A 23,265-nucleotide genomic window follows, 5' to 3' on the forward strand; every position below is an offset into this window, starting at 1 on the left:
AGCAAATCTGTAATTCTATCCCTTTATTTCTATAGAGCTGTAGCCCTGTCCATTACGTGTTAGTTGAATTTGTGTTGCAATGCGTTCTTTTAGAGAATCCACATGACTAATAATACCAATAGTTTTTGATGATTCTGCCTGTAATTTTTCTAAAGTGTCCAGAGTTTGGTCTAGAGTTTCAGGATCCAATGTCCCAAAACCTTCATCGATAAACAAGCTGTTTATTTCTACATTTTTAGACGCTAGATCAGATAAAGCAAGCGCCATCGATAAACTAAGAATAAAAGTTTCACCACCCGACAAAGTTTTTACCGAACGTCGCTGCCCGCCCATATGCTCATCGATTGCAACAAGGCCATCATCTTCCTCGCTCATCGGTTTGTCGATCACATAGCGATCGCTAAGATCTGCAAGTCGATTGTTAGCCAAAGCAATAAGCTGTGTAAGCGTTAAATCCTGTGCAAATTCATTAAACTTTCTACCGGTTGCATCACCAATCAGCTCATTAAGCAATCGCCAACGCTTTATTTTTTGCTCTTTTTCGGTAATTCCGGCACTAATTTCTTCGATCTTTTGTAGGCTTGCTTTTTGGTTTTCCAACTGGCGGTAATAAGATTTACAAACCTCGTTGATCTCGTTTAGTTTCTGTCGTTTTTCGTTAAGCTGCTCATGTAATTGCGCTGAGGTTTCTTCGATATCAAGCTTTTTCTTTTCTGCAAATTGCTTTTCTAGCAACTGCAGCGATGTCTTTAATTTCGCTATTTCCTGCTGAAGTTTTTCACGCTTTTCACGCAACTGCAAATACTCTTTTTCTGGCAGTAAATTTTCAATAGCCTGTTTTATTGACGCATAGCCTTTGTTCTGTAAAACCGCATTTAACTGCTGCTCCAAAATTGCTAATTCTGAAGCCATTTTTTCAATCCGATTATTTAGCTGTTTATGTTGTCCATCAAGAGATTTTCTTTGCTCCTTTAATTCGGTAAAGCTGCGGTGATACTTTCGGTTTTTTTCAGCAATATCGTCACCCGAATATAAGTCTTTGAGTTTTTTAGCAATTTCGCTTCCTGCTTTTACAACTTCCCGCGTTTTTTCTTGCTGCGGAATCGCATCTTTGGCGATTACTAATTGTTTTTGCTCTTTTTCCCATTGCTCAATTAGTTCAAATTGTTGATTTAAGGCAGTGATTTTTTCTTCCCAAACCGTTTCGCTAGCAAATTCAAATTCCTGAAAAATGGTTCTAAAACTTTCTCTTTTTTCTTCGGAAGTCGACTTCCATTGTTGTTCTTCTTTCTGAAGATTTTGAAGTCGCGACTGGAAACTTTCTAAATTTGCCTGAAGTTTAGCCAGATTCGATGAATTTGTCTGTAATTCTCTTTGAAGTGCTGCAATTTTTTCTTCAAGTTGATTGTCCTTTTCAGGAGCATGCTCGGCAAAAGGATGATGCGTTGCGCCACAAAGTGGGCAAGGCTCATTATTTTCTAAATTATGTCGTAAATCTTCTAATTTCGATTCTAAAAGCTGATTTTTTTGCTGTAATTGTAGATTTTTGAGGTCTTTTTCCTGAAACTGAACTTTCGTTTCTACTTCTTTTATTTGCTGCGGAAGCGCTTCGCTTTGTTTTTCAATATTCGTTTTTTCTGAAGCGATTCGGTTTAACTCTTTATCACTTTCATCAATTTTCGCATTCGCTTTTTGCGCAGCGCGTGTTTTTTCGGTAAACTCCTTTAGCTGAATTTTTAAAGCTTCAGGATCGCAAAGATCTAAATTCGATAATTCAGCTTCATAATTTTTAATTCGGTTGGAAGCAGCATTACAAATGGCTTGCAACTGCACAATATTTTCATCTGGCTTTTTGCTGTAGTTGAAGGATAAGTCTGAAGTCTTCAACTTAAATTCTTCCATTAACTGACTGTAATTCCGTAGTTTCTCTTTTCGCTCTTCTTCCAGCTGCTGTACTTTGGCGGTAAAAGCATCTAATTTTGATTCAAAATCATCAGTAGAAATTTCAGTTTTTAGTAATTGCGAAACTTCGGTATATAAATTAGAAAAATCATGTTTATTTTGGCCAATCTTTCTTTCTATTTCAGTGATTTCTTTAGCAATTTCGTTTTGCTGATCTTTTCCGAGTTTCCATTTTCTAAGATCACTGCCGTGTTCTTGCAGTTCTTCGTGCGCAGTGAGTGACTTTCCGTTAGTATCATTAAAATGTTTCAGCCGTGCTTCAGATTGTGTTTTTTCCGAAGAGATTTTAGTAATCGTGGATTGCTGATTTTTAATTTCTTCTTTTAGATCTACAAATTTCGTTAACCGCTGAATTTCTTTTTCCAAGGGTTCACATGCCGCTTGCTGAGTTGCGTAATTTTTAGAAACTTCAGCATGATCCTCTTCATTCAGCAATGATTTTTGAATAATTTCGATCTCTTGCTGCTGTTGTAAAATTTCCTTACCGGCTTCTTTATTTTTTTCGTAAGCTTTTTTTCCAAGTTCACGGTAAATTCCGGTTCCTGTGATTTTTTCTAAAAGCTCGCCACGTTCGGCTTTATTTACTTTTAAAAACTGTGCAAATTCACCCTGAGCGAGTAAAACTGCTTTTATAAATTGATTGTAACTGAGACCGATTAAATCTTCATTCTTCGCAGGAACATCAGATTTTTTTAGATCGATCAATTTATCGGTTGCCAAATCGGCAATTTCCATTTCGTAATCACGCAGATTATCGTTTCTATTGGTAGAAATCGACCATTTTGAAGCATAAATTCCTGCTTTGCAACTATAGGTCACTTTGGCAAAAGCTTCTTTTTGATTGCGGGTAAGAATGGCGCCTTTGGCAATAATTTCGTTTTTGGTGATCTTTCCTAATCGCGGCACATGATTAAAAAGTGCCAGACAAATCACATCTAAAATCGTACTTTTTCCGCTTCCGGTGGGACCGGTAATCGCAAATAATGAGCTTGCAGAAAATGGATGAACAGTAAAATCGATTTTCTGCGCTCCACGCAGTGAATTGATATTTTCGAATTCAATTTTTAATATTTTCATGCTTATTCGGCGGTATTATCAGATTGATGGATTTCTTCTAAAATTTCGTTGAAGGCACTCCAAATTTCATTTTTGGTAGCTTCATCATAATCATGCGTGGTGATTAATTCAGAAAAAACATCAGTAGGTTTTAAATCTTGTAATTGCTGGGACTGCGCATAAAGTTCGGCTGTACCTTTCAGCTTATTCTTAAATTCAGCTCGCTGCTTTACAATCTCGTAGCCGGGTTTATTAAAGGAATTTACAAGTACATCTAGGGCATAGATTTTTTGAGCGTCGTATTGCTCTTCCAAAAGATCAACTTCAATTAAATGATCCAGATGATCGTGATCTTCAAGCGTGTTTAATTTGAATTCTATTTCGTTTAGATCGCCGGTGATTCTAAGTAGTTTTCTAAAATTTGGAACATTCACGCTTTTAGGTTCCCAGGAGTTCGCGGAATCTAAAATTAGAATGCGTTTGTCATCTTTGCGCTCGCTAAAAGAAAGTGGGATAGGGGAGCCACTATAAAAAACCGGAATTTCTGCGGAAACGCGTTGCGGTTTATGAATATGCCCTAAAGCCACATAGTTGAAGAAATTACCAAACTGCGAGGCACTAAAAGCCGCCTGATTCCCAATTTGGATATCGCGTTCACTATCTGAAGTTTCGATGCCGGCAGCAAATAAATGTCCCATGGCAATAGCGGGAACATCGGGAAACTGATCCTGGCAAATTTCAGCCGCATTTTTAAAAGTATGTTCGATACCATTTCGAATGGCTTCAATTCGATCTTCATAAGTAATGCCTTCGTTAGCCGAGCGTAAATCGGCATCCCGTAAAAACGGAATTGCAGCAATTACTAATTCAACTTTCTCTTCAGCATTAAAAACAGGGATAATGGTATCTTCCAACTTTTCAGGCAATCCACCAATGATACTAATATCAAGCTCTCGCAAAATTTCTTTAGGTGCATCCAGCATGGCCGGCGAATCGTGATTGCCGCCCGTTGCGACGATCTTACAGTCTAACTTCTGCAATTTTATAAGTGCCTGATAATACTGTTTGCGAGCATCAGAAGAGGGATTTGCGAGATCGAAAATATCTCCTGAAATTAATAATAGCGCTATTTCTTCTTCCGTAATGAGTTGGCAAAGCCAATCAATAAACAATTCGAAATCAGCAAAAAGATCGTGCTTATGCAGTTTTTTACCAATGTGCCAATCGGCGGTATGAAGAATTTTCATGCAGAAATTTTGGTTTAAAGAAGGAAAATTAGGCTAACAATGGCAAAGGTATTTAAATAAAAATCCATTTTAAAAAGGACTAATACGATTTAGGTTCGCTTTGCTAAAAATAAATTGTTCATTTAAATTATAGTATTTTGAACAAAATCCTGAAAACCTTGCTTTTTATCTACAAAAAATCTCTTAGCAGATTAAAAAATAAAGACTTTTTAAAAACTTTGATTGCTTGGGATTTAACTAGATTTTTACGGTTTTAAAAGCTGTAAACTGTACTAAAAATAGTAGTTTTGGGAAACTCATTATTAAAAGAGTAACTACACTAACCAATGGAAACTAAGAGAAATTACGTAATAGATTTCGACAGTACTTTTACGCAAGTAGAAGCTTTGGATGTTTTGGGAGAAATTTCCCTGGCAGGTGCCAAAGATAAAGATGCGAAGCTAGCAGAGCTTAAATCTTTAACCGATCGTGGTATGGAAGGAAAACTGGCTTTTAGAGATTCGCTTAGAGAGCGTCTTGATATTCTAGAAGCTGAAGAAAAACATCTGGAACCACTTATTGAAAATCTAAAAACACGAATCTCGAAATCCTTTAGACGGAACGAAGAATTCTTTAGAGAAAACCGCGACAATATTTATATAATGTCTAATGGATTTAAAGAATTTATTATTCCAATTGTTGCTGAATTAGGTGTGAAAGCTGAACATGTTTTTGCGAACGATTTTGTTTTTGATGAGAATCGCAAAATTGTTGGTTTTAATACAGAGAACGTATTAAGTAGTAATAACGGCAAAGTAAAGCAATTAAAATCACTAGATCTTAAGGGCGATGTTTATGTGATAGGCGATGGCTATACAGATTACGAAATTAAAGCTGCCGGCTTAGCGAACAAATTTTACGCCTTTACCGAAAATGTGGAGCGTGATAAGGTTACTGAAAATGCCGATCACATCACTCCAAGTTTCGACGAATTTTTATATCTAAATAAAATGAATAAAGCAATTTCGTATCCAAAGAACCGAATTAAAGTATTGCTACTTGAGAATGTACATCCCGATGCTGTGGCAATCATGAAAGAAGAGGGTTATAATGTACAAACTATTCCCGGAGCTTTGGACGAAGAAGAGTTGAGTGAACAAATAAAGGATGTTCACGTTTTAGGAATTCGATCTAAAACACAACTAACAAAGAAAGTATTAGAAAATGCTAATCGTTTAATGGCAGTTGGTGCGTTTTGTATTGGGACCAACCAAATCGATTTAGAGGCTTGTTTAGACAAAGGTATTGCTGTTTTTAATGCGCCATATAGTAACACACGCTCTGTAGTAGAATTGGCTATTGGAGAGATTATTTTCCTAATGCGTAATCTTCCCGATCGTATAGGAGAAATGCACAAAGGCATCTGGAATAAATCTGCCAATGGAAGTTTTGAAGTTCGTGGAAAAAAATTAGGGATCGTAGGTTATGGTAATATTGGAGCGCAACTTTCTGTAATGGCAGAAAGTATAGGTTTTGATGTATATTACTATGATCTTGTAGAGCGATTGGCATTAGGGAACGCAACCAAGTGTAGTTCTTTAGATGAATTGTTACAAACGGTAGATATCGTAACCTTTCATGTCGATGGTAGAAAGGAAAATAAAAATATAATCGGCGATCACGAACTTTCTCAAATGAAAGATGGATCTTATTTACTGAATTTGAGTCGTGGATCGGTAATCGATATTGAAGCTTTACATAAGCATATTTCTTCAAGGAAAATAAAAGGAGCCGGTGTAGATGTTTTTCCAAAAGAGCCAAAAACCAACAATGAAGAATTTGTATCTAAGCTGAAAGGATTGCCTAACGTAATTCTTACTCCGCATATTGGAGGAAGTACGGAAGAAGCTCAGGAAAACATCGGGAATTTTGTTCCTGGAAAAATAATTGAATACATAAATACTGGAGGCACAACTAACAGTGTAAATTTCCCTAATTTACAGCTGCCAAGATTGGAGGATGCACATAGGCTAATTCATATTCATCATAATAAGCCGGGAATTATAGCGCATATGAATAGAATTTTAGCCGCTAACGATATTAATGTTGTTGGCCAGCATCTTAAGACCAACGAAACAATTGGTTATGTGATTATCGATATCAATAAAGAATATGATAACGATATGATCAAAGAATTAAAAGGAATAGAGGGAACTATTAGATTTAGAGTTCTTTACTAGGATTTTCTTTTTATTATATGTGAACAAAAAGCAGCATCAATTTGATGCTGCTTTTTAATTTATGTATGTTTCTTTTTATACTAATTTTGAAATTTACGAAGCCTTAGCTTTGTCTTTTGAATTTTGGAAATACTTGAAGTTTACTATTGCTTCTGAAACTTTCCATAGTTTTTTCGCCTTATCATCTTCTTTAGAATTATAATCTGAATCTACAATAACTGGATGTCCTTTGTATTGTTTAGTTCCCGAAGGTCCTATATATTCACCACCGTTAAGTGTTTCATCTAAGCAAGCTCTTAAAATAGGCAAGGCACCTTTTTCAGCAGATTGCGATAATATTGGCATTAATACCGGAGACAAAAACTTGAGCCATTTAGGCAAATTTTGCATAAGATTGGTATTCGAAACTCCGGGATGCGCAGCATAAGAATGTATATCGTAACCTTTCTTTACTAACTTTTTATCCAATTGATAGGCAAAAATTAAGCATGCTAATTTGCTTTGTGCATAGAACTGTCGACGGTCATATCCTTTCTCGGCATTAAGATTATCAAAATGAATATCGCCCCATTTATGAGCGAGACTACTAAGGCTAATTACTCGGGATCTAAAAGAATTTTCTAAAACAGGAATTAATAATCCGGTAAGTAAAAAATGTCCAAAATAATTAGTAGCCATTTGCAGTTCTAAATCATCTTTGGTTTTTTGATAGGTAGTCATCATAACACCCGCATTGTTTACGAGGATATCCAACTTATCATACTGAGATTTGAATTCTTCAGCAAAAGACCGTACAGATGCAAGGTTGTCAAGATGAATTTCCATCAACTTTAATTTAGCTTCAGGATTCAGCTTTAATATTTTTTGCTTGGCATTCTCTGCTTTTTTAAGATCGCGACAAGCCATGATTACCTCAATACCCACACTGGCTAGGCCTTTGGTTGTTTCATAACCTATACCGTTATTAGCACCAGTTACAATAGCTATCTTACCTTCTTTATTTTTAGCTTTATTTAAAGACCAAAAGTTCATAAAAATTTTGTTAGAGGATTTGATTCAGATTTTTTGGATGAACACTAACTTTAGCGTTAGATGAAATGGAGATAATTCATTGTTTTTCAGAAATAAAAAGGTATAATTTTAAGATTTTCATCTCCACTTTTCGGATTGTAAATGTCTAATTTCATTGATAATTAACTATAAATGTAAAACTGAAAATTCAATTATTTTGTTAAACGAAATATAATTACGGATTAAACAATTTGAACCGCTCAAATTAAATAAATTGACAGTAATTCCATTTTAAATTATCATTATTACTACATTAATTTCTTCGGTTTCAGAAATGGCAATTTTTATGTTTAGTTTTAGATTCAAGCTCTTAATAAGAATTCAACAAATAATTAACTCGTTCTTAGTAATATCCGGCGTTATAATCTGCTAAATTTGTGGTCTACGATAATAATCCCTTAATGCAAGGGTTGGTTTTATATGATGACGAAAATCTTTAAAAATACGTTTGTTTTAATTTTTATTTTAAGCTGCTTAATAGCTTGTAATAAAGAACAGAAATCTACTAAAATTGTCGAGGTTCCCGAAAAAATATTAGATACTTTAAAAATAGATCCGCCTTTAGAGAGATTGGATGTGGTGTATACCATAGATTCACTTAAATCTAAAACAGCCTTAGATAGTTTCAATTCTCGATATACAGAAGAACAGCGTAAAGTAATTTATGCCATCAATCGTATTGATAAACGTAAGCTTTGGGCCGGTAAGGAAGTTGTGATTCCAGATTCAGTAAGTAACGATATTATGGATTATAGCCCGTTTCCTAAAAAATTAGGAATGGTTGATACGATCCCAAAATTGGTTTTAATCTCACAGAGAATTCAGGCATTCGGACTTTATGAAAGCGGAAATTTAATTAAATGGGGCCCGGTGAGTAGCGGTAAACAGTCTACGCCAACACCAAATGGGTTACATTATGGAAATTATAAAGCCAAGCGTAAAGTTAGTTCTGTAAATAAAGATTGGATTTTACCTTATTATTTCAATTTTATGAATTTTGAAGGGGTTGGTACTCACCAATATTCCTTACCAGGTTATCCTGCAAGTCATGCTTGCGTTAGATTGTATATGGATGATGCGAATTTTATTTATGATTGGGCAAGAATGTGGTCACTTGAGGGCAGCAGTATTAAAGCTAATGGTACACCTTTTATTGTTTTTAGTGCTTACGATTATAAAGCAAAAAAGCCATGGTTACAACTAGCGGATAGCGTAGAAACTAATGATTTTACCGAAGATGAAATTAAACTTTTAGGGGACTACGTTAAATCTTATGAGCAAGATCCAAAGAATTTTGTTACTGCGGAAGAACTGGAAAAACCCTTAACCTAGTTTATTTAAGTTTCTTATCTTTCTATAAAATTGGAAAATGATGAAACTTCTTCAACTGTTAACCTTTACAATCTTTTTTACTTCAATCAATAATTTTGCGCAAACTAATATCATGGTGCGAGCAAAAGCAAAGGATGCGAAGTTTATTGGAACCTCGATAGGTGGAGCTAAAATTATCGTTAGAGAGGTATTAACCAAAAAGATTCTAGCTCAAGGAGTGACTACTGGAAGCACTGGAAATTCTGAAAAGATAATGAAGCAGCCAAAAGAGCGCTATCAGGATATTTCAGATGATAATACAGCGGGATTTTTAGCAAAACTAGATATTAAGCAGCCTGTTTTTGTAGAAGTAGAAGCGCACGCGCCAATCAATAAAAGTCAAGCCAAAGTTAAATCTACGACGCAACTATGGGTAATTCCCGGCAAAGATATTGTGGGAGATGGTGTTGTACTTGAAATTCCAGGATTTGTAATCGATATTATTAGTCCGCAAACACATGAGCGCGTACCCGGTGAGATTTCTACGGAAATAAAAGCAAATGTAGTGATGATGTGTGGTTGCCCGGTAGAAGATGGTGGCATGTGGGATGCCGCCGGATTTGAAATAAAAGCGGTAATAGAATCTGAAGGTTTTTTTAAGGAAATTGAGTTAAACCAAACTGAAAAATCAAGTACATTTTCAGGGAATATCGATTTAAATAAAGGAAATTATACGCTAACCGTCTATGCTTTCGATCCCAAGACGGGAAATAGCGGTGTAGATAAAACAAACATTATTATAAACTAAAAAATCCCGCTTCTGCGGGATTTTTATTGATCTTATTAATCCAAAAGTCCCATCTCGCGTATGGTTTTTACCACACCATTTTCATTATTATCGTATTTAGTAATATAATTACTTACTTTAATAATTTCAGGATGAGCATTCTTCATGGCGTAACTATATTTGGCATTCTGCATCATTTCGAGATCATTTAAATAATCACCGAATACCATTGTTTCTTCAGGAGAGATATTCAACTCTTTTTGCACGCCTTTTATAGCATTCCCTTTATTAGCAGTATTCGACATAATGTCTATAAAAATTCTTGAAGCGATCGCTACTTTATAATCATCCTTAAATTTCTCGAATTTCGGAAAGGTGTTTTCTTCTACACCCTCAAAATTACACAAAGTAACTTTCAATATTTTATCGTCTACTTTAGTAAGATCTTCGACTATTTCTAGTCGGTGATAATACTTACTTACTTCATTTATAAACTCATCATTATCGCTTTCAGCATAAGCAGAATTTACACCGCATAATACCAGATTACAATTTTCAGCTTCACGTCCTAGTTTGATAAATTCATTCGCTTGCTCTCGATCCATAGTGTCGGTATACAACTCTTTATCTTTATGCACTACGTAGCTTCCGTTTTCAGCAAAAAACATCATATGTCCTTTCAGTTGCTCAAATTTGGACGCTAGATTATAGTACTGGCGACCGCTGGCCACAGAAAACATTATCCCTTTATCTCTCAGTTTTTTCTCTACTTCCCAAAATTCTGGATGGATTTTATGCTCATCATTAAGCAATGTGCCATCCATATCTGTTATAATTAATTTGATCATATCCGTATTTTAAAAACTTAAATATAGCTGTTTATATGCAGAAATGGAGTAGGGGAATATGAAATTAATGTTTCTTTAAGAAGCGATTTTGCATAAACTGTAAGGTGTTTTTATTTAAAATAATTCTTAATAAGCTTTTCTGAATCGATAAGCATTTATACATTTGCGGTGTTATTTAAAGAAAGTCTAAATAAATATATTAGAACCAATGTCTCAAAAACATCTTTTATTATTTTTTTCATTATTTATTTGTTCGCTCGGATTTTCCCAGAATTCGGGAACTCTTAAAGGTCGGGTGGTAAATAGCGCCAGTCAGCCAATCTTCAATGTGAATGTCTCTTTAGAAGGTACTTCTCGAGGAACTGAAACTAACAACAATGGTTTTTACGAATTGCGTAATGTTGACCAAGGAACCTATACCATCAAGTTTTCTTATGTAGGTTATAAATCTTCAGAAATAAATGTAACCGTAGAAGGTGGAGTTATTACAGAAGTTGCTCCTGTTGTACTAATTGGTAGCGAAGAACAATTAGGAGAAGTACTTCTTAACGCTGATAATAAAGTGAATGAGTTTACTAAAACCTCTAGTGCGTATGTATCAAAACTGCCGCTTTCCAGAATGGAAAATTCACAGGTTTATAATTCTATTTCTTCAGAATTATTACAGAGTCAGGTAGTCACTAACTTTGATGATGCACTTAAAAATGCAGCTGGAATCACTAAATTATGGGAATCTACAGGTCGTGGTTCTGATGGTGCAGGTTATTATTCTTTAAGAGGTTTTGCTGTACAACCAAATTTGACGAATGGTTTACCAGCTTTAACCAATGGAAGCCCAGATCCACAAAATATTGAAGCTTTAGAAGTAATAAAGGGGCCATCTGGAACTTTATATGGTAGCTCTGTAATATCTTACGGTGGTTTAATTAATGTAGTCACTAAAAAACCTTATAACCATTTTGGTGGTAATGTGTCTTACACTTCAGGAAGCTACGGTTTAAACAGATTGACTGCAGATGTTAATTTACCACTTAGTGAAGGTGTGAATTTAAGAGTGAATTCAGCATATCATTCGCAGGAAAGTTTTCAGGATGCAGGATTTAGAAAATCTTTTTTCTTTGCTCCTTCTTTATCGTACCAGGTAAACGATCGTCTTTCATTTTTAATTAATACTGAAATTTATCAAGTTGAAAGCACCAATCAAACCATGCTTTTCTTGGATAGAGCAAACGAATTGGCGGTGAATAATCTGGATGAATTGGGTTATGATAATGATAAGTCATATACCTCAGATGATTTAAGTATCGAAAATCCAATGTATAGCATACAAGCACAGATGAATTATAAATTGTCTGATAATTGGACTTCACAAACCGCATTTTCTCAAAGTTCAGCTAAAGCAAAAGGAGATTATTCTTATTTGTATGAAGGAACTTCAGCTTTTAAAGGCGATGATCCAACAAATGGAACTGCGCTAGAAGAGGGAGTAGTTTTTGGAAGACAAATGAATCACCAGAATTCTACAACGCTAACAAGTGATATTCAGCAAAATTTTATTGGAGATTTTGAGATCGGAGAAATGCGAAACCGTGTTGTTGCCGGATTAGATTATTACAATCAGGAAGTTAGAAATAGCGGAACGGGTTATCTTCAAAATGGACTAATCTATATTGGTGATGCCAGCGTAGAAAATATAAATGAAAGTGTCTACGGAATTACAGATCCTACTAACTATACGACCAATTATGATAACGGAATATTATCTGAGACTGGTGTAGATGCATTATTCGCAGATTCAGATATCTCTCCTTCAATTTCAAGACAGGAAATTTACAGTGCGTATGTTTCAGATATTTTTAATCCTATAGAGGCACTTTCAATAATGGCAAGTGTGCGCGTAGATCGTTTTGAAAGCGAAAGCAATAGCCAAACTGCATGGTCTCCTAAATTAGGAGTGGTTTATCAACCAATTCTAGATAAAGTTTCTCTTTTTGCAAATTACCAGGATGGATTTAGTAACGTAGCGCCGCAAATAGGTGAAGATTTGGATGGAAATTCTGTAAATTATGAATTTGATCCTGAACATGCTAAACAACTGGAAGGTGGTGTGAAATTGAATCTTCTAAACAACAAAGTTGCAGCAACTTTATCTTATTACGATATCCAAGTTTCTAACACAGTGATAACGGTTGCTCCACAGGTTTACACTCAGGGTGGTGAATTATATAGTCGTGGTTTCGAAGCGAGCATTACCGCTTCGCCCGTAAAAGGACTTAATATTGTTGCAAATTATAGTTATAACGAGAGCGAACTTACTGAAGGATCTGTAGGAGATGATTTTCTTGGTCGACGTCCAGAAAGTGCAGGTCCTCAAAACCTAGCTAATCTTTGGGCGACTTACGAGTTCTCTGGGAATGTTCTAAATGGATTTGGAGCTGGTTTTGGTGGAAATTACGGAAGTGAAAACATGATCTTCAATAGAAATACCGCTGGTACTTTTACTTTAGATGATTATACGGTTTTGAATGCTTCGTTATTTTATCAAACCGATAAATTCGGGATTACTTTAAAACTGAACAATTTAAATGATGAAGAATATTATAATGGTTGGTCTACGATAAATCCACAGATTGGAAGAAATCTAGCAGCAAACTTTACTTATAAGTTTTAACGAATTACAATAATTATTCTAGTTAGTTTGTGTAGAAGTCGGGTGTTTTTAAAACATCCGGCTTTTTCTTTTTTATACATTTACGCAAAATTTTATAATGGCAGGGAAAAGTGCTTTTAAAACGATCGTTCAGCAAATCCATTTGTGGCTTGGATTATGTTCAGGACTTGTCGTTTTTATTGTTGCCATTACAGGTTGCATCTTTACTTTTCATGATGAATTGAAAGATGTTTTTTACGAATATCGATTTGTAGAAGTCCAAGATGCAGCATTTATAGAACCTTCTTTTTTATTGAAAAAAGCAAATGCCTTCCAGCCAGATTTTGAAGCATCGATGGTAGTTTACAATGGAACTAATCGTCCAGCAACTGTATTTATCACTAAAAAGGAAACCAATTATTTACTGAATTTTAATCCATACACCGGTAAGCTAATTCAAAATGTAAATTTAGAAACTGAATTTTTTAATGTTATAGAAGAACTACATATGTATTTACTTCTTCCGCCGGAAATTGGGAAGCAAATCGTAGGAATCTCGACCATCGTTTTTATAATTTTACTCATTAGCGGAATGATACTTTGGTGGCCCAAAAAGCTTAAATACTTAAAACAGCGACTGGCCGTGAAATGGAGTGCAAGATGGCGCAGGATCAATTATGATTGGCACAATGTTACCGGGTTTTATACTTCAATAATAGCTGTTATTTTAGCAATTACAGGATTAGCTTTTGTTTACGAAACGGTTCACGAATCTTTTTATTCCGTAGCGAATTTAGGACAACGATACGAAACCGATTTTTTTATTTCTGAAATAGAAAATTTATTACCGGATAGAAGTGATGCTAAAAATCCGCTAGATATTGCTTTTCGGCAAACTCAGCAATTAAAGCCAGATAGCGAAATGTATTTTATTTGGAAACAACCTGAAAACGCTACAATAATAACTGGCGCATATCCTAAATCTCTGCATTTTGATCACCAATCTAATTTCCAATTTCATCCAAAAACTGGAACGCTTTTATACGAATCTGAATATGATTCTAAAAGTGCAGGTTTAAAACTTCAGGAGATGAATTATGGAATACATACCGGCCAGCTATTTGGACTTGCCGGAAAAATCATAGTCTTTCTATGCAGTTTATTCGTAGCTGCTTTGCCATTAAGCGGATTTGCGATCTGGTATGGCAGAAAGTTCAATAAATCGACTAAGAAAATTAAAAGTATTAGAAAATCATAGCATCCAAAATACTTCCAAATAAAGCCAAAATCACCGCTAACCAAAGTGAAGGTAAAAAGCCTTCCGTTTTGAAATCGCTGCTTATTTGATCGGCAATTTCAATAATAATCGCATAAGCCACCATTCTGGTTATAAAGCCGAGACCTAAAAAGTAAAATATTCCTAAAGTTGCAATATTTAGTACTGCTGTTAGTAACCAGCTTAAGAAAAAGCTTAAAACACCAATTAATAAAGCTACGATAAGTGCGGTTTTGAAACCTTTTAAATGTACTTTGTTTAGAAATTTTGCAGCGATCATTAAGATCACAGCATCAAGTAAAATATGAAGTATAGCTGATAGCATAGTAAGTCTTTTGGTTATTTTTTCGAAAATTACGAAACCAAAAAGATAGATGGCTGACTTTTAAAAAAAGCTTAACTAAACTTTTTTTCTGGAAAGGCTAGGTTTTGTTTTGAATATAACTTCAAATAGCGCTTTATAATTGGCCAGTTTCTCACGCTTCATAATTTTTGTTTCTATTCTGAAGGCACGCTCTTTTGCCTGATAACCGTAATAATCTAAACCAAGATGCTTTGCTATAAACATCGCACGAGGCAGGTGAAAATCTTGGGTAATCACAACAGCATCTTCTATTTGAAATACTTTAGAAGCCCTGTACATACTATCATAAGTATTGAAACCGGCATGATCTAAAAGTAAACTGGTTTGAGGAATGCCATGATCAATTAAATAATTTGCGATGGCGTCAACTTCATTATAATCGTCGCTGCCATGATCTCCACTTATTAAAATTTGATCTACTTTTCCGTTGTTAAAAAGATCTATGGTGCTATCCACTCTATCTTTAAGGATTGGCGACAGTTTTCCGCTAGAATACACACTAGCACCTAAGACAATTGCGGTCTTGGCATTAGGCACGTTTCTAATTTCAGTATAAATGCGACTAGAAGTATCTTGTTTTATAAAAGCTTCCAGGCCCAGCGTAATTAAAATACCCAGAACGATAATAATTACTGTATAAAGAATAGATTTCTTAAGAAGCCGCATGCATCCCTTTCTTTTTCATATAAATATCGAATATAACTAATATTATTTGATGAATAACCTATTTCTATTCATTAACGTTATAATTGCAATAAGCATTGTTCAAATTATAAAAAACAAGGTGAAATTCTTCCAATAAGGTTTATCAGATATAAAAGTAGGGAATGTAGTAAACTTAAAATATAAGAGATTCAGCTTTAGTAATCTAAAGTGAAAGGTGTGGTTGTTATTTCCATAGAATATCAAAAAAAGATTTCTGCTGAATTAAATGAAGCTGTTCGAGAAATTAGTTAAATTTCTACGGAAGTCACAGTTGCTTTCAGGAAATTCAAAATAAGATTTTTAATTCTAACAACTATTAAAATTAAAAAGGCAGAAGATTTTAATCAATTTTGAATAAATGATAAGGTAAAAGATGATATCTTCTTCGGTTTAAAAAGTAAGTTGAGCAGAAGAAGATATCATTATAAATTTTCATAAATTGATTACCGATATTAGATGATTTCAGCAATAATTATTTTGAAATTTGAACTCCTAATAGTTTACGTAATCTACTATTTCTAAGCCGTAGCCAATCATACCCACACGCTTGGTTTGTTTGGAATTAGAAAGTAGTTTTATTTTATGGATTCCCAAATCATGCAATATTTGCGCTCCAATGCCAAAATCTTTATTATCCATAGAAGTACTTGGAGCTTTTATCTTCCCTTCCTTCTGGCTTTCTTTTAATTCTGCAAGCCTGTTAAGTAAACTTAGTGGTTTTGTTGCAGGATTTATAAATACAATAGCTCCTTTGCCTTCTTTCTCTAAGGCTTTGAACATGTTGTCCAATTTTTTATCGGCATCGTTAGTTAACGTACCAAGAATATCGTTATTGACTAATGTAGAATTCATGCGAACAAGAATATCTTCATCCTTTGTCCAAGATCCTTTTGTTAGCGCAATATGAATCTGGTTGTTTGTAGTTTGTTTGAATGCACGAAGTCTAAATTCGCCAAATCGAGTCTGAATTTGAAAATCCTCTTCTTTAATAATTAGGGAATCGTGCTGCATACGATAAGCAACAAGATCTTCAATAGAAATAATCTTTAGATCGAATTTTTTAGCCACTTCCATTAACTGCGGAAGTCTCGCCATCGTACCATCTTCATTAAGAATTTCAACTAAAATACCTGAAGACTGAAGTCCTGCAAGTCTCGCCAAGTCTATTGAAGCTTCTGTATGTCCTGTTCTTCTTAGAACGCCGCCATTTTTAGAGCGCAATGGGAAAATATGTCCCGGGCGTCCCAAATCTTCTGGTTTCGTATCGTTTTCAGTTAAAGCTTTAATAGTTTTAGCGCGATCATGAACAGAAATACCTGTGGTACATCCATGACCAATCAGATCTATAGAAACGGTAAATTGAGTATTGTGAAGTACTGTATTTTCATTCACCATCAGGTTTAATCCTAATTCCTTAGAACGATCTTCGGTAATAGGTGCGCAAATTAATCCGCGACCATGGGTGGCCATAAAGTTGATCATCTCTGGAGTAACTTTCTCTGCTGCAGCTATAAAATCGCCTTCATTCTCGCGATCTTCATCATCTACAACGATAATTATTTTTCCAGCTTTTATATCCTCAATAGCCTCTTTTATAGTATTTAATTTGAAGGATTTATGACCTTCATTATTTACTGACATCCTGCAATTTTTTTAGGTTAACAAAGGTATTTAATCTATTTATCTTTATGCTTTACCAATGCCATCTTTTTCAAGAACTTTGAAATTGGTCTGGTAATAGAATCGAATGAAAATAACCCTTGATCTGTTGTCGCTCGATAAGTAAAATAGACTCCCAGTGGTAGCATAATTAGCGTGCTAAGCCAGGTTGCTATAAATGGGCTTACACTGCCATCTTCGGCACTATTTTTAGCAAAAATACCTATAAAGTGATATGATAGAAATATGATAATTGCGATTACCATAGGTAACCCCATTCCACCTTTTCTTATAATAGCTCCTAATGGAGCTCCAACAAAAAATAAAACGATACACGCAACCGCTAAAACATATTTTTCATGTAATGCAATTTCAAATTTATTTAAACGTCTTACACTTTGTTTAAATTCCTGTTTTTTTATCGATAAATGAGAAACAGCTGCATTAGTAGTTCTAATAGCATCATCTATCATTCTTAGCGATTGTTCACTATCGTAATTATCTAAAATGGAATTTTTAATTTCTTTAGGCGTAGCAGAATCGGCCGGAGTGAAATTTCTATCAAGCGTCTGTACTCCGGTTCTGCTATACATTGAAGTGGCAAAAGCCTCTTTGCGATTATTTAAAGCCGTAGAGAAGCTATCGATACTTTTTGTAAGCTCCCCAATGCGAAGCATACTTTGAGAGGTATAACTTTCATCTTCCATATCAACCTGATTTAAAGAAGAAAGGTCGATATTCATTGTATATTCGTTAAAATGACTTTTAGCAAATGGCTTGTGATCTCGCTTAGAATAATCGCTGGGTTGTACTTCTCTATAGTAATTTCCGTCGCTAAGTATTAATGACAAAACATTAGATTCTTCACTACTTACCAATTCTCCTTCTTTAGATTTTATGACCGTATAATCTCCGCCACGTTCAGTACCTGTGTGGATAATGACATTGTGTAGATATTGATCATTATCTCCTGTTTTTTTATCTACTTTAATATTGATATTACCAACATCATTAAAAACCCCGGCAGATATTGCCATGGCAGGTTTCATCTTAGCGATATTCTTACGTAAATTAAGAATTTTAAACTCGGCTGCGGGTATTACATTATTAGCAAATACAAAACCGGTTATGCTTACTAAAAGAATGAATAAGGTAAGACTGCGCATTGCTCTTTGTAAGGAAATCCCTGAAGACTTCATGGCGGCAAACTCATAATTTTCAGCAAAACTACCAAAAACCATAATCGATGTAAGTAAAATAGTAAGCGGCAACACCATAGGAACTAATTTAGGTGTTGTAAACAATAAAAACTTTAGGATGATAGCAACATCTAAATCTTTACCTGCAAGTTCACCAATATACAACCAGATAGCCTGGAGCACAAAAATGAACATTAAGATGATAAAGACGGTAAAGAATGTTTTTAGATAACTAACTAATATGTACCTGTCTAATATTTTCAAAAGTGTAGGATTAATCTAAGCGATTAATATAATAATTACTGTATCGACTCTCATCAAAAGTAAATAGATTCTTTGCAAGAGGTTGATTGGTTTTAAAACTTTTTACGGTAATTGTTATTTTAGTTCCGTTAGGCTGAGTTTGGATAAGATTGTAAATATTCTTAGTCTCTTTATCAATTCCTAACAAAATATTTTTTACTTCAGCTTCGCTATCTTTAGGCGTTAATTTTATATACTGAATAGTTCTTCCATTGACATTCTGAGTGATATCCCAAGCGAAATTATATCCATCCTGATAGAAGGTAAACATTTTAGAAGGCGTAATGTTATTTTCATCTTCAGGAACATAATTAGAAATATTAATTTCTTCATCTTCAGGTATTATCGTATAGACTTTCTTACCATCAAAAAGCTGAGTGGTTCCCATAAAATTCAACACGTATTTATCACCGTTAATACTTGCATCACCACGAGTTTCCTGATGGATATTTTCTGAAGTATTCTCCAAAGCATATTTAAAGTCAATTACCATATTATTGTAATTGCTCACTTTCTTTGAAACTTCATTTAAAAGTTGCTCTGCTTTTTGTGAATTTTGGGCCTGTAATCCAAGGCTAAAACATGCAATTATAAGGAATGCTATCTTTTTCATTAGTTCTATTAAATCTTTATTTAGGTTTTTCATCAAGTAATTGGTCTAAAGCTAAAAGGTCTGGCACTAAAACTTGTCGAGCTTTACTTCCCTCAAACTGGCCAACAATACCGGCAGCTTCTAATTGATCTATAATTCTACCAGCTCTATTGTACCCAAGTTTTAGTTTTCGCTGTAATAATGAAGCCGAACCTTGCTGTGCGGTTACAATTACTTCAGCAGCTTCTCTAAATAGCTTATCGCGCTCGCTTACATCTATATCAAGTCCTGTGCCACTTTCCTCGCTTTCGTAAGCTGGCAGTTGGTGTGCATCTGGATAAGCTTTTTGTGACCCGATAAACTCCGTTATTTTATCAACTTCAGGGGTGTCAACAAATGCACATTGTAATCGCTTCATCGAACTTCCCTGTGTAAATAGCATATCTCCTCGACCAATTAATTGATCGGCTCCCGGGCCATCAAGAATAGTTCTGGAGTCAATTTTAGAGGTTACTCTAAAGGCAATACGAGCCGGGAAGTTCGCTTTTATAATTCCAGTGATCACATTTACCGATGGACGCTGCGTTGCGATAATTAAATGTATACCAATAGCACGAGCAAGCTGAGCTAAACGCGCGATAGGAGCTTCAACCTCTTTGCCGGCTGTCATAATTAAATCGGCGAACTCATCTACCACTAAAATGATATAGGGTAAAAACTTATGACCGTTCTCTGGATTCAGTTTTCTGTTTTTAAACTTTACATTGTATTCTTTAATATTACGAACCATGGCATCTTTAAGTAGCTCGTAACGATCGTCCATTTCTATACACAGCGAATTAAGTGTATTAATTACTTTCGCATTATCAGTAATAATTGCATCCTCGGTATCTGGCAGTTTTGCTAAATAATGACGCTCAATTTTATTGAAAAGCGTTAATTCTACCTTCTTAGGATCGACCAGTACAAATTTTACTTCCGCAGGATGTTTAGAATAGAGTAGGGAAGTAAGAATGGCATTTAACCCAACAGATTTACCTTGCCCTGTCGCACCTGCCATAAGCATGTGAGGCATTTTGGCAAGATCGACCACAAATGTTTCGTTGCTAATCGTTTTTCCTAGTGCCATTGGAAGTTCCATTTCAGCATTTTGGAATTTAGGCGATGCGATTACCGATCGCATAGAAACGATAGTAGAGTTTTTATTAGGTACTTCAATACCAATAGTTCCTTTTCCTGGAATAGGGGCGATAATTCGAATTCCTAGTGCCGCTAACGAAAGTGCAATATCATCTTCAAGATTTTTGATCTTGGAAATTCTAATTCCGGCTTCAGGAACTATTTCATATAAAGTTACCGTCGGGCCAACAGTGGCTTTAATTTGTGCAATTTCAATTTTATAATTCTTGAGGGTATCTACAATCTTGTTCTTATTTTCCTCAAGTTCTTTCTGATTTATAGTGATACCACCACCGTAATCCTGTAATAGTTCTAAAGTTGGGAATTTGTAGTTCCCCAATTCTAAAGTTGGATCAAATTCGCCAAAATCGCTGACTAATTTTTTGCTCAGTTTGTCTTCTTCAACCTCTTCTTCTTCAGGAGCAGTTTCTACCTCCATCGCAAGTTCTTCAGGTTCTTCCTGCTTTTCTTTTGGTGCAGGTTTAGCGGTATTTGCAGTTTCGTTAGTTTTATTTACTTCAGCAAGATCATTTTCAAAGCTTATTTCTGGCGCAGATTCGTCTTTCGGCTTTTCTTCTTCAGTAGTTACTATTTGTTCTTTCCAATCCTGCTCTTCGTCGGTTTCATTTGCCGTCATTTTACTGGCAGAAGCTTCTTTTGCCGCTTTAAATTCAGCATTAATATCATCCGATTTTGTTTTTACGAAAGAGCCAATCATCTCTGGGGTAAGCTTAAGTCGTAATGCCACGTAGGCAATAAAAAGGAAAAAGAGTAGAAGAACAGTTCCAAAAAATCCTAAGTAATCTTGTAGGAAATCATTCATTTCGAAACCTACGGTACCTCCAAGAATAGCATGATTAGTGAAAAAGCCTAAGGCGATAGATAACCAAATCATCACTAAAATTCCCCAAAACCAATAAGACGCCAGTTTTTTGCCGGGTATCCCAAAAAATAGATAAATTCCTGAAAGTGTTACCAGCGCAGCGATAGAAAATGAAGCTACACCAAATCCCTGATATATAAAGAAATCGCTAATTAAAGCACCAAATTTACTTAGCCAGTTTTTTGCTTCGATACTACGATCACCAAATTCCTGTAAGGTGCTTTGGTCGGCTTTCCAATTAAATAGAAAGGAGATGAAAGCTACCATTAAGGCTACTCCAAATAGCATAAGAAAACTGCCTAATACCACCTTTTGATGTCGGTTAAGCGATAACGAGAATTTTTTCTTGTTCCTAGTAGTTTTCTTAGTTCTGGTTTTCTTTTTGGCCATATGTGGTTTTTCGGAAATTTTGGCAAAAATACAAATTAGCCTCTTCTAAAATAAAGAAAATAAAATTCAATTTTAAAAGAGGCTAACTTTATGAAAAAACGCAAAATTTTGCGCTTTATTTTTTAAGGTAATCAAGTAGGGGGTGAATAAATTTTTCGAAAACTTCGATATGTGGTAAATGTCCGGTATTTGGGATTTCTACCAGTTTGGCATTCGGTATTTTCTTTTGGGTGGTTTTGCCAAGTTGATCGTATAAGCCCATTCCCGCCTTAACTTCTTTAGAAACCAGGTTTTTTCCCAGAGCGGTGCGATCTCTTGTACCGATAATTAAAAGCGTAGGCACACTAATCTCACTAAACTCATAAACTACGGGTTGCGTAAAAACCATATCGTAAGTTAAAGCCGCATTCCATGCAATACGATCATAATCTTTATTAATTGTCCAACCTGCTAAAAGCTTGGCCCATTTTGCATAATCTTCGTTCCATTCCCCGGCGTAATAGCTTTCCTTTTGGTAACTTTTAATGTCTTCGTAGGTTTTACCAATTTCATTTTTATACCAGTCGTTTACGCTTTGATAAGGAACTTTAAGTTTCCAATCTTCCAACCCAATTGGATTAACCAGTACCAGGTTTTTAGTAACATCAGGATACATTAAGCTGAAACGTGTAGCCAACATCCCGCCCATAGAATGTCCAAGGATAGTTGTTTTTTTGATGCCTAAAGAATCGATTAATCCTTTAGTGTTTTCTGCTAATTGCTGAAATGTATATTGAAAATATTCCGGCTTGCTAGATTTACCGAAACCCATTTGATCGGGTACAAGAACATTGAAACCTTCTTTAGTTAATGCGTCGATAGTGGTTTCCCAATACGCCCCATTGAAGTTTTTGCCATGAAGTAGCGTAACTGTCTTACCATTATCATTTTTTGGCTGAATGTACATATATGCCATTTTGTACTCATGCTGTTGCGCATTAAAATGATAAAATGAAACAGGATAAGGATATTCATAATCTTCGAGCATTAAACCATGCTCTTTAACTTTTTGTGCTTGTAAAGTAGTTAATACTGAAAAAAGGAAAATAAATACTGAAGATAATTTTTTCATAAAAATCTTTTAGCTGAAATGTAAGAAGATATCAGCCTGATGAAGGTTTTATAAACTACTTTAAAATAAATTTAACGTAGAAAATTATAGCGCAGAAAAGTAGGGGATGTAAATAATACAACCTATTATAATGGCGATAAAAGCGGCAATGCAAACTGCTCCTGCGGCTACATCTTTAATATGTCCTATTTTATGATGAAAATCGGGATGAACAAAATCGGCAATAGCTTCAATAGCAGTATTAAGACCTTCAGCACTCATTACCATGCCCACAGCGATGCATTGAAACATCCATTCAGTATTGGTAATATCAAAATAAAACCCGGCTACAGTTACAACGATAGAAATGGCAAATTGTACCTGTATGCTGGGTTCATGTCTTAAGAGCAACCATGCACCTTTTAGAGCATAGCCACCACCTTTTATGCGTTTCCCAAGGAAACTATCTTTCAT

At 35.1% G+C, this 23,265-nt stretch carries 17 protein-coding genes; 5 read left to right on the forward strand and 12 right to left on the reverse strand.

The window, feature by feature from the left end:
- Positions 1-15 precede the first annotated feature (15 nt).
- Both QWY91_RS01365 and QWY91_RS01370 read right to left on the reverse strand, forming a co-directional pair.
- On the reverse strand, positions 16-3,039 hold the full coding sequence (locus QWY91_RS01365; protein ID WP_290230965.1) for an AAA family ATPase: 3,024 nt from the start codon (positions 3,037-3,039) through the stop codon (positions 16-18).
- Between the two features lie 2 nt (positions 3,040-3,041).
- A complete protein-coding gene (locus QWY91_RS01370) occupies positions 3,042-4,265 on the reverse strand; it encodes an exonuclease SbcCD subunit D C-terminal domain-containing protein (protein WP_290230966.1) in 1,224 nt (407 codons plus the stop codon).
- A 326-nt stretch (positions 4,266-4,591) separates the two neighbouring features.
- Between QWY91_RS01370 and serA the strand changes: the two genes are divergently transcribed.
- Positions 4,592-6,484, forward strand: coding sequence for a phosphoglycerate dehydrogenase (gene serA / locus QWY91_RS01375; protein WP_290230968.1), 1,893 nt, complete (start codon positions 4,592-4,594; stop codon positions 6,482-6,484).
- 93 nt (positions 6,485-6,577) lie between these two features.
- On the opposite strand, the gene QWY91_RS01380 is transcribed toward serA, so the two are convergent.
- Positions 6,578-7,516, reverse strand: a complete 939-nt coding sequence (locus QWY91_RS01380; protein WP_290230970.1) for an oxidoreductase — start codon at positions 7,514-7,516, stop codon at positions 6,578-6,580.
- A 459-nt stretch (positions 7,517-7,975) separates the two neighbouring features.
- On the opposite strand from QWY91_RS01380, the gene QWY91_RS01385 reads away from it, so the two are divergent.
- Both QWY91_RS01385 and QWY91_RS01390 read left to right on the forward strand, forming a co-directional pair.
- Positions 7,976-8,887 (forward strand): L,D-transpeptidase, encoded by a 912-nt coding sequence (locus QWY91_RS01385; RefSeq protein ID WP_290230972.1) that lies wholly within the window; start codon positions 7,976-7,978, stop codon positions 8,885-8,887.
- A gap of 37 nt (positions 8,888-8,924) precedes the next feature.
- The gene (locus tag QWY91_RS01390; protein ID WP_290230974.1) at positions 8,925-9,674 is read left to right on the forward strand and encodes a hypothetical protein; all 750 of its coding nucleotides are present in this window, start codon (positions 8,925-8,927) and stop codon (positions 9,672-9,674) included.
- Between the two features lie 35 nt (positions 9,675-9,709).
- Here QWY91_RS01390 and QWY91_RS01395 read toward each other — a convergent pair whose 3' ends face one another.
- The gene (locus tag QWY91_RS01395) at positions 9,710-10,501 is read right to left on the reverse strand and encodes an HAD family hydrolase (protein ID WP_290230976.1); all 792 of its coding nucleotides are present in this window, start codon (positions 10,499-10,501) and stop codon (positions 9,710-9,712) included.
- Positions 10,502-10,709: 208 nt separating this feature from the next.
- Here QWY91_RS01395 and QWY91_RS01400 point away from each other — a divergent pair, with 208 nt between their 5' ends.
- Both QWY91_RS01400 and QWY91_RS01405 read left to right on the forward strand, forming a co-directional pair.
- Positions 10,710-13,172, forward strand: a complete 2,463-nt coding sequence (locus tag QWY91_RS01400; protein WP_290230978.1) for a TonB-dependent receptor — start codon at positions 10,710-10,712, stop codon at positions 13,170-13,172.
- A 97-nt stretch (positions 13,173-13,269) separates the two neighbouring features.
- Positions 13,270-14,409: a PepSY-associated TM helix domain-containing protein gene (locus QWY91_RS01405; RefSeq protein WP_290230980.1), complete on the forward strand. Its 1,140-nt coding sequence runs from the start codon at positions 13,270-13,272 to the stop codon at positions 14,407-14,409.
- On the opposite strand, the gene QWY91_RS01410 is transcribed toward QWY91_RS01405, so the two are convergent.
- The 8 genes from QWY91_RS01410 to QWY91_RS01445 form a co-directional block, all read right to left on the reverse strand.
- Positions 14,396-14,752, reverse strand: coding sequence for a phage holin family protein (locus QWY91_RS01410; RefSeq protein WP_290230981.1), 357 nt, complete (start codon positions 14,750-14,752; stop codon positions 14,396-14,398). The genes QWY91_RS01405 and QWY91_RS01410 overlap by 14 nt on opposite strands.
- A 75-nt stretch (positions 14,753-14,827) precedes the next feature.
- Entirely contained in the window at positions 14,828-15,457 is a 630-nt protein-coding gene (locus QWY91_RS01415; RefSeq protein WP_290230984.1) for a SanA/YdcF family protein, read from the reverse strand.
- Between the two features lie 531 nt (positions 15,458-15,988).
- Complete coding sequence (gene ribB, locus QWY91_RS01420) at positions 15,989-17,137, reverse strand: 3,4-dihydroxy-2-butanone-4-phosphate synthase (RefSeq protein ID WP_290230986.1); 1,149 nt, start codon at positions 17,135-17,137, stop codon at positions 15,989-15,991.
- Between the two features lie 35 nt (positions 17,138-17,172).
- A complete protein-coding gene (locus QWY91_RS01425; RefSeq protein WP_290230988.1) occupies positions 17,173-18,618 on the reverse strand; it encodes an LptF/LptG family permease in 1,446 nt (481 codons plus the stop codon).
- 10 nt (positions 18,619-18,628) lie between these two features.
- The gene (gene lolA1, locus QWY91_RS01430; protein ID WP_290230990.1) at positions 18,629-19,270 is read right to left on the reverse strand and encodes an outer membrane lipoprotein periplasmic chaperone LolA1; all 642 of its coding nucleotides are present in this window, start codon (positions 19,268-19,270) and stop codon (positions 18,629-18,631) included.
- A gap of 16 nt (positions 19,271-19,286) precedes the next feature.
- Positions 19,287-21,701: a DNA translocase FtsK gene (locus tag QWY91_RS01435; protein ID WP_290230992.1), complete on the reverse strand. Its 2,415-nt coding sequence runs from the start codon at positions 21,699-21,701 to the stop codon at positions 19,287-19,289.
- Positions 21,702-21,816: 115 nt separating this feature from the next.
- A complete protein-coding gene (locus QWY91_RS01440; RefSeq protein ID WP_290230994.1) occupies positions 21,817-22,812 on the reverse strand; it encodes an alpha/beta fold hydrolase in 996 nt (331 codons plus the stop codon).
- 84 nt (positions 22,813-22,896) lie between these two features.
- The gene (locus QWY91_RS01445) at positions 22,897-23,265 is read right to left on the reverse strand and encodes a diacylglycerol kinase family protein (RefSeq protein ID WP_290230996.1); all 369 of its coding nucleotides are present in this window, start codon (positions 23,263-23,265) and stop codon (positions 22,897-22,899) included.

Origin of the sequence: Zunongwangia endophytica (assembly GCF_030409505.1) — a bacterium.
Classification (GTDB): domain Bacteria; phylum Bacteroidota; class Bacteroidia; order Flavobacteriales; family Flavobacteriaceae; genus Zunongwangia; species Zunongwangia endophytica.